13 protein-coding genes are annotated in these 14,609 nt (G+C 74.6%); 7 read left to right on the forward strand and 6 right to left on the reverse strand.

Annotated features, from left to right (window positions below):
* Nucleotides 1-107: 107 nt before the first annotated feature.
* The 4 genes from ABTZ17_RS32355 to ABTZ17_RS32370 form a co-directional block, all read right to left on the reverse strand.
* Nucleotides 108-998, reverse strand: coding sequence for a dioxygenase family protein (locus ABTZ17_RS32355; RefSeq protein ID WP_502994941.1), 891 nt, complete (start codon nt 996-998; stop codon nt 108-110).
* Nucleotides 999-1,133: 135 nt separating this feature from the next.
* Nucleotides 1,134-2,150: an AraC family transcriptional regulator gene (locus tag ABTZ17_RS32360; RefSeq protein ID WP_352199356.1), complete on the reverse strand. Its 1,017-nt coding sequence runs from the start codon at nt 2,148-2,150 to the stop codon at nt 1,134-1,136.
* Between the two features lie 295 nt (nt 2,151-2,445).
* On the reverse strand, nt 2,446-3,081 hold the full coding sequence (locus tag ABTZ17_RS32365; RefSeq protein WP_352199357.1) for a response regulator: 636 nt from the start codon (nt 3,079-3,081) through the stop codon (nt 2,446-2,448).
* On the reverse strand, nt 3,078-4,523 hold the full coding sequence (locus ABTZ17_RS32370) for a sensor histidine kinase (protein WP_352199358.1): 1,446 nt from the start codon (nt 4,521-4,523) through the stop codon (nt 3,078-3,080). The genes ABTZ17_RS32365 and ABTZ17_RS32370 overlap by 4 nt, the downstream gene beginning before the upstream one ends.
* Before the next feature lie 133 nt (nt 4,524-4,656).
* Here ABTZ17_RS32370 and ABTZ17_RS32375 point away from each other — a divergent pair, with 133 nt between their 5' ends.
* Entirely contained in the window at nt 4,657-5,748 is a 1,092-nt protein-coding gene (locus tag ABTZ17_RS32375; protein WP_352199359.1) for an ABC transporter permease, read from the forward strand.
* A complete protein-coding gene (locus ABTZ17_RS32380; protein WP_352199360.1) occupies nt 5,745-6,479 on the forward strand; it encodes an ABC transporter ATP-binding protein in 735 nt (244 codons plus the stop codon). The genes ABTZ17_RS32375 and ABTZ17_RS32380 overlap by 4 nt, the downstream gene beginning before the upstream one ends.
* A gap of 75 nt (nt 6,480-6,554) precedes the next feature.
* On the opposite strand, the gene ABTZ17_RS32385 is transcribed toward ABTZ17_RS32380, so the two are convergent.
* Nucleotides 6,555-7,358, reverse strand: coding sequence for an IclR family transcriptional regulator (locus ABTZ17_RS32385; RefSeq protein WP_352199361.1), 804 nt, complete (start codon nt 7,356-7,358; stop codon nt 6,555-6,557).
* A gap of 314 nt (nt 7,359-7,672) precedes the next feature.
* Between ABTZ17_RS32385 and allB the strand changes: the two genes are divergently transcribed.
* From allB to ABTZ17_RS32410, 5 genes are all read left to right on the forward strand, one after another.
* Nucleotides 7,673-9,031: an allantoinase AllB gene (gene allB / locus ABTZ17_RS32390; protein ID WP_502994942.1), complete on the forward strand. Its 1,359-nt coding sequence runs from the start codon at nt 7,673-7,675 to the stop codon at nt 9,029-9,031.
* Between the two features lie 2 nt (nt 9,032-9,033).
* Nucleotides 9,034-10,146, forward strand: coding sequence for an allantoicase (alc, locus tag ABTZ17_RS32395; RefSeq protein WP_352199363.1), 1,113 nt, complete (start codon nt 9,034-9,036; stop codon nt 10,144-10,146).
* A gap of 321 nt (nt 10,147-10,467) precedes the next feature.
* Nucleotides 10,468-11,082: a dihydrofolate reductase family protein gene (locus ABTZ17_RS32400; protein ID WP_352199364.1), complete on the forward strand. Its 615-nt coding sequence runs from the start codon at nt 10,468-10,470 to the stop codon at nt 11,080-11,082.
* Nucleotides 11,083-11,265: 183 nt separating this feature from the next.
* Nucleotides 11,266-12,189, forward strand: a complete 924-nt coding sequence (locus ABTZ17_RS32405; RefSeq protein WP_352199365.1) for a DMT family transporter — start codon at nt 11,266-11,268, stop codon at nt 12,187-12,189.
* An 80-nt stretch (nt 12,190-12,269) separates the two neighbouring features.
* On the forward strand, nt 12,270-13,460 hold the full coding sequence (locus tag ABTZ17_RS32410) for a cytochrome P450 family protein (protein ID WP_352199366.1): 1,191 nt from the start codon (nt 12,270-12,272) through the stop codon (nt 13,458-13,460).
* A gap of 18 nt (nt 13,461-13,478) precedes the next feature.
* Here the strand turns inward: ABTZ17_RS32410 and ABTZ17_RS32415 are convergent, their stop codons facing one another.
* A complete protein-coding gene (locus ABTZ17_RS32415) occupies nt 13,479-14,489 on the reverse strand; it encodes a Gfo/Idh/MocA family protein (RefSeq protein WP_352199367.1) in 1,011 nt (336 codons plus the stop codon).
* Between the last annotated feature and the right edge of the window lie 120 nt (nt 14,490-14,609).

Raw genomic sequence — 14,609 nt, forward strand, 5'->3', positions numbered from 1 at the left:
CGCTCGGCCTCCGAAGGAGAGATCAAAGAGCCGAGACGGAGCGAGCGCAGCGAGTGCAGTGGCACCAGACGCCGCGGGCCTCACCGGCAAGATCCGAAAGACACGACCTAGAGGCGCTGCCAGAGGGCGGGCACGGCGGGCGGCTCCCAGCCGACCGAGGAGCGGTGTGCCTGGAGGCAGCGGTAGGAGAGTCCGCCGTAGGTGACGACCGCGCCGGCCGCGTAGTTGACCCCGGGGGCCCAACTGCCGCCCGGCGGGGTGCCGGTGGGGGTGGGCGTCGGGGTCGGGGTGGGCGTCGGGCCCGGGTTCTGCGGCACGTTGAGGAGGAAGTCGAAGGACGCCTCCCGGCCGGGCCCCGACTGCCGTACGGACATCAGCAGCCGCGCGTCGAAGATGGTGTCGGTGCTGTTGCGGGGCTCGCCGGGGAAGTACAGCTGGGTGGTCAGCACCGGTCGGCCCGGGGCCTGCACCTTGACGTGGATGTGGCGGGTCCGCCCCGGGTACAGCCCCGGCACGATGGTGTCGAGCCGGAACGCCCCCTGGGCGTCGGTGAACTGGTGCCCGCGGAAGGCGAACCCGCTGTTGTCGTAGGCGCCGTTGGTGTCGGCCTGCCAGAAGTCCAGCAGGGCGCCCGCGATGGGCCGGCAGGCGAGCCCGAAGACGTACCCGGAGACCGACAGTCGGGTGCCGGGGGTGGTGGGGGTCACCAGCGAGGTGCGCAGCGGGGAGTTCGGCTTGAAGTACGGGCCCTCGGTCTGCGGGATCGTCGGGGAGTCGCCGTCGTCGCACTCCGGGGTCAGGTCGGCCGCCGTCAGTGGGGCGCCGGCCCGGTCGCGGGCCAGGGCGACCCCGCCCGCGCCCAGCAGGGGAGCGGCGCCGACCACGGCCGCCGCGGCCTTGAGGAGGGCCTTGCGGCTGATCCCCGGTCCGCCCGGGGTGCCCGTTCCGTCCGGGGCGTCCGGCCGGGCGGGGGTCGGGGGCATCTCGGATGCGGGCATGGCGGCTCCTCGTCGCTGGCGGTGGGGGGAGAGGACCGCGGGGGGCGGCGCGGTACGGAGCCCTGGCCGTCTGCGGGGGGCAGGGAGCCGGGGACGCCGCCCCCTGCGGGGTGGTGCCGTGGAACGCCCCCCACGCTACGGACGGTCCGCGAGCGCAGCGATGGACTCGATGCGGGGATCGTGGTGTTTTCCTCCGGGCCCCGCCACGGCCTCGGCCGCCGCCCGGAACTCCCCCGGCGTCAGTCCCGTCTCCCGCCGGAAGAAGCGGCAGAAGTAGGCGGGATCGGCGAATCCGGCGGCCCGGCCCACCTGGCGCACGGTCAGATCGGTGGCGGCGAGCAGCCGTTTGGCCTCCAGGGTCTGGCGCTGGCGGATCAACTGCCCCGGGGTGCGGCCCGTGGCCTGCTTGACCAGGGCGTGCAGCGAGCCCGGGGAGACCCCCAGCCGTTGGGCGCAGTCCGCCACCGACAGGCCCGGCCCCTCGGGACGGGCGAGCAGGCCGCGGAAGGCGGCGGTCAGCACGCCGGCCCGGCCCGCGGCGGGGGCGGCGGACCCGTCCGGTCCGGCACCGGCCACGGCGTCGGGCGCGGGGGTCGTGACCGGGGACGGGAGCCCCGCCGGGGGCCGGTCGGCCTCGGGGCCGGACGACGGGGCCGAGTCCCGCAGGGCCCGGACCACCAGGATGTGGAGCAGGGAGCGGAGGACCCCGGCGTAGCCCTCGGCGAGGGTGGCGTACTCCGTCTCCATGTCGGCGAGCAGGGCCGCGTAGCCGGGGGCTCGGTCGCCGAGCCGGAGCCAGGGCCGGGTGCCGAGCACCCGCAGCGACTCCGCGTCCTGCGGATGGAGGAGGAAGTCCTCCTCGAAGAGGACCACGTGGCCGGTGACCCCCCGGGCGCGCTCCCAGTGGTGCACCTGGCCCGGGGTGATGACGCACAGGTGCGGGGGGTCGAGGCGGGTGTGCCGGAGGTCCTGCACGTGGCCGCCGGTGCCGCCGGTGACGTGGAGGATCTCGTAGAAGGAGTGCCGGTGCGGGAATTCGGCGCGGGAGAGCGGGCCGATGGTCTCGAAGGAGCCGATGGCGAAGGGCAGCAGCTGCGGCATCGGCACCTCCAGTCGGTGCAGGGGCAGTTCGGCCGCCCGGGCCCCGCTCACGTGTGAGTCCGTGATCTGCGCATGCCAGCAGTCTGGGAGAGGAGCCGGGTGCGGTCCAGACCAACCCCGGCCGGTTCCGGCGGTCCGGATTCCGCCCGACGAGCCCGACGACCTCGACGACCCGGGCGAGCCCGGCGACCTCGACGAGCCCCGCGACCCGGCGAGCCCGGCGAGCCCGGCGAGCCCGGCGGGTCCGCCGGGTCCGCCGGGTCGGTCGCGGGGAGGGTCGGGCCGCGGGCGGTGTGGGAGGGTCGGGCCGCGGACGGTGTGGGCCGACGCTCCCCGCGCAGCGGTCTCAGGGGGTGCGGATCAGGCGGCGGGCCCCCGCCCGGGCCACCGCCGCGGTGCGCGAGTCCACGCCCAACTTGGCGTAGATGTGCACCAGGTGGGACTTCACGGTGGCCTGGCTGAGGAAGAGCCGCTTGCTGATCTGCAGGTTCGACAGTCCGTCCGCGACCAGTTGGAGCACTTCGAGCTCCCGCTTGGTCAGGGCCTCGGCCGGGGTCCGCATCCGGTCCATGAGCCGCAGGGCCACCGCCGGAGCCAGCGCGGACTGCCCGGCCGCGGCGGTCCGCACGGCGGCCGCCAGCTCCTCCGGCGGGGCGTCCTTGAGGAGGTAGCCCGAGGCCCCGGCCTCGACCGCCGCCAGGATGTCGGCGTCGGTGTCGTAGGTGGTCAGCACCAGCACCCGGGGCGCGCCGGGCCGGGCGGTGATCGCCGCCGTGGCCTCGGAGCCGTGCATCCCGGATCCGAACTGGAGGTCCATCAGCACCACGTCCACGGCGGTCTCCGTCGAGGCGGCGAGCTCCACGGCCCGCTCGGCGGTCGCGGCCTCGGCGACCACCTCGAAGCCGGGCTCGGTGTCCAGCACCGCGCGCAGCCCCGCCCGTACCACCGGGTGGTCGTCGGCCAGCAGCAGCCGGATGGTCATGCGTCCTCCACGGGCAGCGGCAGGGTGACGGCCAAGGCGGTGCCCTGGCCGGGGGCGGACTCCACGGTGAAGGTGCCGCCCAGGGACTCGGCCCGGGCCCGCATCGCGGGCAGCCCGAACCCGCCCTCGCCCGCCGGGGCGGAGGCGGGGTCGAAGCCGCGGCCGTCGTCCACGACGTCCAGGGTGACCGAGGAGTCCATGAAGGTCAGGGTGATCTCGGCGCGCTCCGCGGCCGCGTGCCGCACGACGTTGGCCAGTGCGGACTGGGCGATCCGCAGGAGCGCCACCTCGTAGGGGGTGGGCAGCTCGGCCGGGGTGCCGCTGGGGGAGAAACGGACCCGGGGCCCCACCGCCGTCGCGCAGAGCCGTTCCAGCGCGGCGGCCAGGGAACCGTGTGCGAGATCGGGCGGGCTGAGGGCGCGGACGAACCGGCGGGCCTCGGCGAGGTTGTCCTGGGCCGCCTGCCGGGCCTGCCCGATGTACCCGGCGGCGGCCTCGCGCGCGGCGGCGTCCGACTCCCCGGCCCCAACCGCCGCACCGGCCCCGACCACCCCACCGGACGCGACCACCTGACCCGCCCCGAACGCCCCGGCCGCCGTGCCGACCACCGGAACCCCGGACCCGACCTCCGCGCCCGGGCCGATCGGGCCCGAGCCGACCGGGCCCGCCTCGCCCACGATCACGCCCGCCTCGCCCGCGCCCGCGTCCGCCCCACCCACGAACGCGCCCGCGCCGTCCCCGGCCTCCGCCAGGGCGCGTTCCGCGGCGCGCAGCAGGAGCTGGATCGAGGACAGGCCCTGGGCGAGGGTGTCGTGGATCTCGCGGGCCAACCGCTCCCGCTCCGCGAGGGTGCCCGCGTGCCGCTCGGCCGCCGCCAGCTCGGCCCGCGTGGCGATCAGCTCCTCGATGAGCTCCCGGCGCCGCTCGCTCTCCCGGTACAGGGCCTGGTAGCCGAGCACCGTGGCCACCGCCACCGCCGCGCCCAGCAGCGGGCCCAGGAAGGCGCCCGGGTTCACCGTCCCGCTGTGCGCCAGGAAACCGCCGATGGCCGCGCAGGCCGTCACCGCCACCGCGGGCAGGGCCCAGCGCAGCGGCAGCAGGTGCAACTGGAGGAAGTACAGGGGGAAGGCCAGCCACACCCCGTCCGGGGACAGCACCAGCAGCCCGGCCCAGGAGAGCCCGAGGACGGCCAGCCACAGCCCGGCGGCGCGCGCCGAGCGGTGCACGGCGGGGCTGCGCACCCCGGCCGCGTACACGGCGGCGGTGAGGACCGCGGCCGCCGCCACCGCCCGTGCCTCCGCTCCCGTCCCCGCCCCGGAGCCCGCTCCGGCCAAGGCCCGGGCCGCCGCCAGGGCCAGCAGCCCCACCAGCAGGGCGTGCAGGCAGAGCCGCAACAGGCGGGTGACCGGGGTGAGGGAGCGCGGGGCGGTACGGAATTCCATGGCCGGACCAGCGTAAACGGGAGTTCCCGGACACCGGTCAACCGAAAGGTTGAGCCACGGGTGCTCCCTTCGATACGTCCGCGTCGCCCGTGGCGCGATGTGGCGGGGGCCGCCGCCCGGCGAGGGTGGGGGCATGTTCGTCGCATGGAGAGACCTGCGGTTCGCCCGCGGCCGGTTCGCCCTGATGGGCGCCGTCGTGGTGCTGATCACCCTGCTGGTGGGGCTGCTGTCGGGGCTGACCTCGGGCCTGGCCCGGGAGAACACCTCGGCCGTGACCGGCCTGCCCGCCGACCACCTGGCCTTCGCGGCCCCCTCCGGGGACCAGGAGGTGTCCTTCACCTCCTCCTCCGTCCCCGAGAGCGCCTGGCGGACCTGGGCCGACCGTCCCGGGGTCGCCTCGGCCCGGCCGCTCGGGATCCGGACCCTGAACGCCTCCGCCGGTGACCGCGCCGCCGCCGTGTCCGCCTTCGGTACGGAGCCGGACGCGGGCCTGGCCCCCAGGGTGCCGGGCGCGCCCCTGGCGCAGGGCAGGGCCGTGCTCTCCGAGAAGGCGGCCCGCGAACTGGGCGTCGGGGTCGGGGACCGGGTGCGGATCGGCGGCCTGGAGGAGACCGTGGCGGCGGTGGCGGGCGACGCCTCGCACAGCCACACCCCGGTCGTGTGGATCACCCTCGACGACTGGCAGCGGCTGGGCGCCCCGGGGACCTCCCCGGAACAGCGGGCCACCGTGATCGCCCTGCGGACCTCCGGGGACGCGGACCTCGCGGCGGGCGACCGGGCGGCCGGCACCCGCACCCTCGACCGGGACGACTCCCTCACCGCCATCGGCTCCTACGCCGCCGAGAACGGCTCCCTCCAGCTCATGCGCGGCTTCCTCTTCGTGATCTCCGCACTGGTCATAGGGGCCTTCTTCACCGTGTGGACGATCCAGCGCAGCGGGGACGTGGCCGTCCTCAAGGCGTTGGGGGCCTCCACGCCCTACCTCCTCAAGGACGCCCTCGGGCAGGCCGTGGTGATGCTGCTGGCCGGGACCGGCCTGGGGACGGCCCTGGCGCTCGGTGCTGGGGCGCTGATCGGCGGCGGGGACGTGCCCTTCGTCCTCGACGCGCCCACCGTGCTCGTGCCCGCCCTGGTGATGATCGTCCTCGGGGTGCTGGGGGCCGCCCTGTCCATCCGGCGGATCACCGCCGTCGACCCGCTGACCGCGCTCGGGAGCGCCCGATGAGCCTGTTGATGCACGACGTGACCCTGACCTACCCCGACGGCGACGGGCGTCTGACCGCCCTGGACTCCGTCGGACTGGAGGTGCCGGGCGGCACCCTGACCGCCGTGGTGGGGCCCTCCGGTTCCGGCAAGTCGAGCCTGCTGGCCGTCGCGGCGACCCTGGTGACCCCGGACGGGGGCCGGGTGGAGGTGGCCGGTCGGGACACCGCCCGGCTCGGACCGGCGGAGAAGGCGGCCCTGCGCCGCGAGCACATCGGCATCGTCTTCCAGCAGCCGAACCTGCTGCCCTCGCTCACCTGCGTCGAGCAGCTGCTCGTGATGGGGCACCTGGCGGGCCGGCCGGTCCGGGAGCTGCGTCGCCGGGCCCTGGAGCTGTTGGACGCGGTCGGACTGGCCGATCGGGCCCGCAGCCGCCCGCACCGGCTCTCCGGCGGGCAGCGCCAGCGGGTCAACATCGCCCGGGCCCTGATGAACGAGCCCTCGGTGCTGCTGGTGGACGAGCCGACCAGCGCCCTGGACCACGAGCGGGGGGCCGCCGTGCTGGAGCTGCTGACCGCGCTGACCCGGGAGCGGTCCACGGCGACGGTGCTGGTCACCCACGACCGCGCGCACCTGGACCGCGTCGACCGCACGGTCACGATGACGGACGGCCGCTTGACGGGCGGCCGGTTGACGGACGGGGCGACGGAGCCCCGGGTGTCCCCGGCGTCCCGGGCCGTCCGGTCGGGATAGCGGCGCGCCGGGGACGGCGGCACCGCGAAGGAGCTCGGGATCCCCCGGGGGGCGCCGCCCCCCGGGGGATCCGCGCTACGCCGGGTTCTGGTTGGCCAGCGCCACGGAGAGTTCGGCGGCCACGCCCTGGAGGATCGGCACGATGGTCTCGGTGGCGGCCTCGGTGACCCGGCCGGCCGGACCGGAGATGGAGATGGCCGCGGCGGTCGGGGAGTTCGGCACCGAGACCGCGAGGCAGCGGACCCCTATCTCCTGCTCGTTGTCGTCCACCGCGTAGCCGGCCTTGCGGACCTGCTCCAGGGCCTCCAGGAAGCCCTCGGGGGTGGTGATGGTCTTCTCGGTGGCCGCGGGCATGCCGGTACGGGCCAGCAGGGCGCGGACCTCGTCGGCCGGGGTGTACGCCAGCAGGGCCTTGCCCACGCCCGTCGAGTGCGGCAGCACCCGGCGGCCGACCTCGGTGAACATGCGCATGGAGTGCTTGGAGGGCACCTGCGCCACGTAGACGATCTCGTCGCCGTCGAGGAGGGCCATGTTGGCGGTCTCGCCGGTCTCCTCGACGAGGCGGGCCAGGTAGGGGCGGGCCCAGGTGCCCAGCAGCCGGGAGGCGGACTCGCCGAGGCGGATCAGCCGGGGGCCGAGGGAGTAGCGGCGGTTGGGCTGCTGCCGCACGTAGCCGCAGGCCACCAGGGTCCGCATCAGGCGGTGGATGGTGGGCAGGGGCAGCCCGCTGGCGGTGGACAGTTCGCTGAGGCCCACCTCGCCGCCCGCGTCCGCCATGCGTTCGAGCAGGTCGAAGGCGCGCTCGAGGGACTGGACGCCACCGCTGGCGGCAGGGCTCTTGGCGGAAGCGTCGGTGGTGCTGGCGCTGGACGTCGGCACGGCGCGGTCCTTTCGGTGCTGGCAGGCAAGGGAGCAGCCTACCGGGCGGCCGACGTTCGAGCCGGCTTCGGGGCGGACGCCGTACCTGCCGGTCAGAGGCGGTTTGTCCGGGAGGGGACCGGCCTCCGCGAGGGCCCCGGCGGGCCGCTCGTGGTGGTACCTACGTTCTGTAGAGCGAAATCCTAATTCCATTCTGTGGAAACATCCAATTGCGACCCCTGGGGCTCGGGTGACTGTCCGGCCACTCTTGACGGGCCCCGGATCGGCGTGAAGACTCCGTCAACAGAACGTTGAATTTCGCTCTGTGGAAGTAGATGGGGAGGTTCCGGGTGTCCGACACGGCAGTGGAACTGGTACTGCGCTCGACGCGCGTCATCACCCCCGAGGGCACGCGGGCGGCTTCGGTCGCCGTGGCCGACGGGAAGATCGCGGCCGTGCTGCCGTACGAGGCCGCGGTACCGGCCGGGGCCCGCCTGGAGGACTTCGGTGACGACGTCCTGCTGCCCGGCCTGGTCGACACCCACGTCCACGTCAACGACCCCGGCCGCACCGAGTGGGAGGGGTTCTGGACCGCCACCCGCGCCGCCGCGGCCGGGGGCATCACCACCCTGCTCGACATGCCCCTGAACTCGCTGCCGCCCACCACCACGGTGGAGAACCTGCGGGTCAAGCAGGAGGTCGCGCGGGCCAAGGCGCACGTGGACGTCGGCTTCTGGGGCGGCGCCCTGCCCGACAACGTCAAGGACCTGGCCCCGCTGCACGAGGCCGGCGTGTTCGGCTTCAAGTGCTTCCTGTCGCCCTCGGGCGTGGACGAGTTCCCCGAGCTCGACCAGGACCAGCTGGCCGGCTCCCTCGCGGAGATCAGCGGCTTCGGCGGCCTGATGATCGTGCACGCCGAGGACCCGCACCACCTGGACTCCGCCCCGGTCGTGCCGGGCCCCAAGTACGCCGACTTCCTCGCCTCCCGACCCCGGGACGCCGAGAACACCGCGATCGGCAACCTGATCGCGCAGGCCCGCCGGCTGGACGCCCGGGTGCACGTGCTGCACCTGTCCTCCAGCGACGCCCTGCCCCTGATCGCCGAGGCCAAGGCGGAGGGCGTCCGCGTCACCGTCGAGTCCTGCCCGCACTACCTCACCCTCACCGCCGAGGAAGTGCCCGACGGCGCCAGCGAGTTCAAGTGCTGCCCGCCCATCCGCGAGGCCGCCAACCAGGACCTGCTCTGGGAGGCCCTCGCCGCGGGCACCATCGACTGCATCGTCTCCGACCACTCGCCTTCGACCGCCGACCTGAAGACGAGCGACTTCTCCACCGCCTGGGGCGGCATCTCCTCCCTCCAGCTGGGCCTGCCCGCGATCTGGACCGAGGCCCGCCGACGCGGCCACGGCCTGGAGGACGTGGTCCGCTGGATGTCCGAGGCCCCGGCCCGGCTCGCCGGGCTGACGCGGAAGGGCGCCATCGAGGTCGGCCGCGACGCCGACTTCGCCGTCCTCGCCCCCGAAGAGACCTTCACCGTGGACCCGGCCGAACTCCACCACCGCAACCAGGTCACGGCGTACGCGGGGAAGACCCTGCACGGCGTCGTGAAGTCCACCTGGCTGCGCGGCGCGAGGATCGCCGAGCACGGCACCCCGTCCGAGCCCACCGGCCGACTCCTTGAAAGGCAGAACTGACAGTGGCGATCCCTTCCTTCACCGGTAACGCGAACCCGTACGGGGGCGGCGACCCGTACGCCGACTACCGCACCGCGGACTTCCCGTTCACCCAGTACGCGAACCTCGCCGACCGTCAGCTCGGTGCCGGCGTCATCGCCGCCAACGACGAGTTCTTCGCCCAGCGCGAGAACCTCCTCGTGCCCGAGGCCGCCCACTTCGACCCGGAGCACTTCGGTCACAAGGGCAAGGTCATGGACGGCTGGGAGACCCGCCGCCGCCGCGGCGTCTCCGCCGAGCAGCCCTGGCCCACCGCCGAGGACCACGACTGGGCCGTCGTACGCCTCGGCGCCCCCGGCGTGATCCGCGGCATCGTCGTGGACACCGCCCACTTCCGCGGCAACATGCCGCAGGCCGTCTCCGTCGAGGCCGCCTCCGTGGCGGGCGCCCCCACCCCCGAGGAGCTCCTCGGCGCGGACGTGAAGTGGACGACCATCGTCCCGCGCACCGCCGTCGGCGGCCACGCCGCGAACGGCTTCGAGGTCACCGCCGAGCAGCGCTTCACGCACCTGCGCGTCAACCAGCACCCCGACGGCGGCATCGCCCGCCTGCGGGTCTACGGCGAGGTCCTGCCCGACCCGGCCTGGCTGGCCACCCTCGGCACCTTCGACGTGGTCGCCCTGGAGAACGGCGGCGCCGTCCAGGACGCCTCCAACCGCTTCTACTCCCCGCCGACCAACACCATCAACCCGGGCCGCTCCCGCAAGATGGACGACGGCTGGGAGACCGCCCGCCGCCGCGACGACGGCAACGACTGGATCCGCTACCAGCTGGTCCAGGAGTCCGAGATCCGCGCCGTCGAGATCGACACCGCCTACCTCAAGGGCAACTCGGCGGGCTGGGCCGCCCTCTCCGTGAAGACCGGCGAGGACGGCGAGTGGCAGGAGTTCCTGCCGCGGACCCGCCTGCAGCCCGACACCAACCACCGCTTCGTCCTCGACGCCCCCGCGGTGGGCACCCACGTCCGGATCGACATCTTCCCGGACGGCGGCTTCTCCCGCCTGCGCCTCTTCGGCTCCCTCACCGAGACCGGCGCGGCCGCCCTGGCCGCCCGTCACCAGGAGCTGAACGGCTGACGGCGGCAGCCATGAGACCCGGGCGGAGCGACACCCGCCCGTGACCGACGGGACGTGCCGGAAGACAGCGCCGGCGCGTCCCCCGGGGACCGTGGGACGTACCGGAAGACAGCGCCGGTACGTCCCACCACCCGTTTCCGGGGCCGTACCCGCCCGCGCACCCGCCTCCGCGAGGAGGGCGCGGCCGGCCCCGCGCGCGGCACCGCGGACGGGCGTACGGTCCGTCCCGCGTCCGGAGGACGGCCGCGTGGCGTCGCCCGCCCTGCCGGTGGGGCCGGGAAACCTGGGTCGGACCAGCGCACCTCTCCCCGGGAGCCCCGCATGAGCGAACTGACCCTGACCGCCTTCACCACCCTCGACGGGGTCGTCCAGGGCCCCGGCGGCCCCGGCGAGGACGACAGCGACGGCTTCGCCCACGGCGGCTGGCTCGTGCCCTTCGCCGACGAGGGCATGGGCGAGTTCATGACGGAGGTGATGGAACGGGCCGGCTCCTTCCTGCTGGGCCGCCGCACCTACGAGATCTTCGCCTCCTACTGGCCGCAGCAGACCGACCCCGCCGACCCGGTGGCCTCCCGCCTCAACTCCCTGCCCAAGTACGTGGCCTCCGCCACCCTCACCGACCCGAAGTGGGCCGGCACCACCGTCCTCGGCCCCGACCTCGCCGCCGAGGTCAACGCCCTCAAGGAGAAGCAGACCGAGGGCGAGATCCAGGTCCACGGCAGCGGCGCCCTCGCCCGCTCCCTGATGGCGCACGGACTCATCGACGAGTACCGGTTGCTCGTCTACCCCGTGGTCCTCGGCCACGGCCACCGCCTCTTCGGCGCCGGCGTCCCCGCCACCGCCTTCGAACTGACCGGCCACCGCACCACCCCCAACGGAATCTCCGTGCACACCTACCGCCCCACGGGCGCCCCGAGCACGGGCACCTTCGCCTGACCGGAACCCCGCCGGTGACCGGAAGCCCTCCGGCCGGGCCCCCGGAGAGGCCGGGAACCGTCCCCGCCGGGGCGCCCGCCCAGGCCCCGGAATCCCCTCGACCGGCCCCACCCCCTCGGGTAGGTTGATCGTTCCCGTGCGAGCCGCCGAAGTCTCCACCCGCCACCAGCCGCAGGAGACCCGGTGTCCGCCCTCGCCGCAGCCGCACCCACCACCCCCCGCCGCCCCTGGACCGCCGACCTGCCCGTGCTGGCCGTCGCCGTGGTCTGGGGCGGCAGCTACCTCGCCGCCAAGGGCATCACCCTCGCCCACACCGTCGTCGCCGTGCTCGTCCTGCGCTTCGCCCTCGTCCTGCCCGTCCTCGTCGTCGCCGGACGGCGCGGACTGCGCGCCCTGACCCCCGCCCAGTGGCGGGGCGCGGGCCTGCTGGGGCTGGTCCTGGCGGGGATCTTCCTGCTGGAGACCTACGGCGTGGTGCACACCTCGGCCACCAACGCCGGCCTGATCATCAGCCTCACCATGATCTTCACCCCGCTGGCGGAGGCCGCGGTGCGCCGGGTCCGCCCGCCCGCGCCCTTCCTCGCCGCGGCCGCGCTCTCGGTGGCCGGGGTGGTGCTCCTCACCCAGGGGTCCGGTTTCACCGCCCCCTCCACGGGCGACCTGCTGATCCTCCTCGCCGCCCTCGCCCGGACCGTGCACGTGCTCCTGATGGCCCGCATCGAGTCCGTGCAGGAGGCCGACGCGCTCTCTCTGACCACCGTGCAACTGGGCTCCGCCGTCCTGGTCTTCGCCGCCCTGGCGGTGCTGCCCGGCACCGGCAGCAGCCCCTGGGCCGCCGCCGCGGACTTCGACGGGCGGGACTGGGCCGGACTCCTCTTCCTCTCCGTCTTCTGCACCCTGTTCGCCTTCTTCGTCCAGATGTGGGCCGTCCGCCGGACCTCCCCCTCCCGGGTCAGCCTGCTGCTGGGCACCGAACCGCTCTGGGCCGCCGCCGCGGGCATCATGATCGGCGGTGAACACGTCGGCCCCGCGGGCCTGGTCGGTGCCGCCCTCGTCCTCCTCGGCACCGCCTGGGGACGCCGTTCCGCGAACGCGCACGGGATGTGACGGAGAGTCCGAAAATCGATTGTCCGTACGACTCCGCCGGCTAGGCTGACACGGATCACCACGGGGGAGAGTGAGCAGTCATGCCACTGATGGACATCACCGGATACGCAGAGGGCTTCAACGAAGACCCGTATCCGCACTACGCCGCGATGCGCGCCACCGGCCCGGTCCACCGGGTCAAGGACGCCCGGGGCACCGACGTCTGGCTGGTCGTCGGACACGAGGAGGCCCGCCGGGCCCTCGCGAACCCGGCGCTCGGCAAGGACTGGCGGGTGTCGGACCAGTACGCCGACACCACGCTCGCCAGCGAGGTCAACCTGAACATGCTGGAGCTGGACCCGCCGCACCACACCCGGCTGCGCAAGCTGGTGGCCCGGGAGTTCACCGGCCGTCGCATCGAGGCCATGCGGCCGCGCGTCCAGCAGGTCACCGACGAACTGATCGACGCCATGGCCGCGACCCCGGACCGCCGCGCCGACCTCATCAGCGCCTTCGCGTTCCCGCTGCCCATGACGGTCATCTGCGAACTGCTCGGCGTACCGGACCTGGACCGCGAACCCTTCCGGATCCTCTCCAACGAGATCCTCGCCCCGGAGACCCCGGAGAGCGAGCAGAAGGCCCTGGACGAGATGGCCGCCTACCTGGCCGGCCTGATCGAGCGCAAGCGCGAAACCGGTGGCGAGGACCTGCTCAGCGCACTGATCCGGACCACCGACGAGGACGGCGACCGGCTCACGGGCGAGGAACTGATCGGCATGGCCTTCCTGCTGCTGGTCGCCGGCCACGAGACCACGGTCAACCTCATCGGCAACGGGGTCCGCGCCCTGCTCGCCCACCCCGACCAGCTCGCCGCCCTGCGCGCCGACCCGGACGGGCTCATCGAGGGCGCCGTGGAGGAGATGCTCCGCTACGACGGCCCGGTGGAGAACGCCACCTTCCGGTTCGCCCTGGAGGACCTGGAGATCGGCGGCACCGCCATCGCCCGCGGCGAGGCCGTGCTGGTCTCCCTCGCGGGCAGCAGCCGCGACCCGGAGCGCTACCCCGAGCCCGACACCTTCGACATCCGGCGCGCCCCGCAGGGACACCTGGCCTTCGGCCACGGCATCCACTTCTGCATCGGCGCCCCGCTGGCCCGGATGGAGGCGAAGATCGCCCTGCGCACCCTGCTGGACCGCTTCCCCGACCTCGCCGAGGTCCCCGACGCCGACCCGTACGAGTGGATCACCGCCTCGCTGATCCGCGGCGTCCGCCGCCTCCAGGTGAGCTGGTAGCCCGCGGTGCGGAGCGGCTTAGGGAAGGCCGGTCGGCACCTCCGCCAGGGGGACCGGCCGGCGTTCCCGCCGGGACAGCTCGCACGCCTCGGCGATCCGCAGGGCGTGCAGCCCCTCCCACCCGTCGCAGGGGTTCGTGCCCTCCCCGCGGACCAGCTTCACGAAGGCGTCCAGTTCCGCGGCGTACGCCCCGGCGAACCGCTCCAGGAAGTCCGCCCACGGCCGACCGGCCGGGGGCGGGCCCTGCGGCTCCGTCGAGGCGATCGGCGTCCGGTCGTCCAGGCCCGCCGAGACCTGGTCCAGCTCCCCGGACAGCTCCATCCGCACGTCGTAGCCGGCGCCGTTGCAGCGGGTCCCCGTGCAACCCGCCAGGGTGCCGCCCTCCAGGACCAGCACCGCCGCGGCGGTGCCGATGTCCCCGGCCTCCCGGAACACCGGCGGCCCGGCGTCCGAACCGGTGGCGTACACCTCGGTCACCTCCAGCCCGGTCACCCAGCGCAGCATGTCGAAATCGTGCACCAGGCAGTCCCGGTACAGCCCGCCCGAGCCCGCCAGGTAGGCGGCCCCGGGCGGGGCGGCGTCCGCCGTCATGGTCCGCACCGAGGTCAGCCGGCCCAGTGCCCCGGACCGCACCAGTTCCCGGGCCGTGCGGAAGCCCGGATCGAAACGCCGCATGAAGCCCAACTGGAGCACCCCGCCGGCGGCGGCCACCTCCGCCAGCACGCCCAGGGTCCGCGTCAGGTCCGTGGCCAGCGGCTTCTCGCAGAAGACCGGCAGCCCGGCCCGTACCGCGCGCCGCACCAGACCGGCGTGCCCCGGGGTGGCGCAGGCCACCACCACCGCGTCCACCCCCCAGCTGAAGACGGCGTCCACGTCGGGGGCGGCCGTGGCGCCCAGACGGTCGGCGAGGGCCGAGGCCCTGGCCGGATCGGCGTCCGCGACCAGCAGGGAGCCCGCCTCCGGGTGCCGGGAGAGCACCCGGGCGTGGAACGAGCCGATCCGCCCGGCTCCGATGAGCCCGATACGCATGGTCTCAACGTGACCCCGGTGGGGCGGTCTGTCAATCATTCGGGCCTTTGCCGGGTTTCCCGGCCTTACCCGGATTCCGCCGGTCCCGGGCCGCTCCGGCCTCCCCGGAGCGGCCGATTC

It is taken from the genome of Streptomyces sp. NPDC097619 (assembly GCF_040302735.1).
Lineage (GTDB): Bacteria > Actinomycetota > Actinomycetes > Streptomycetales > Streptomycetaceae > Streptomyces.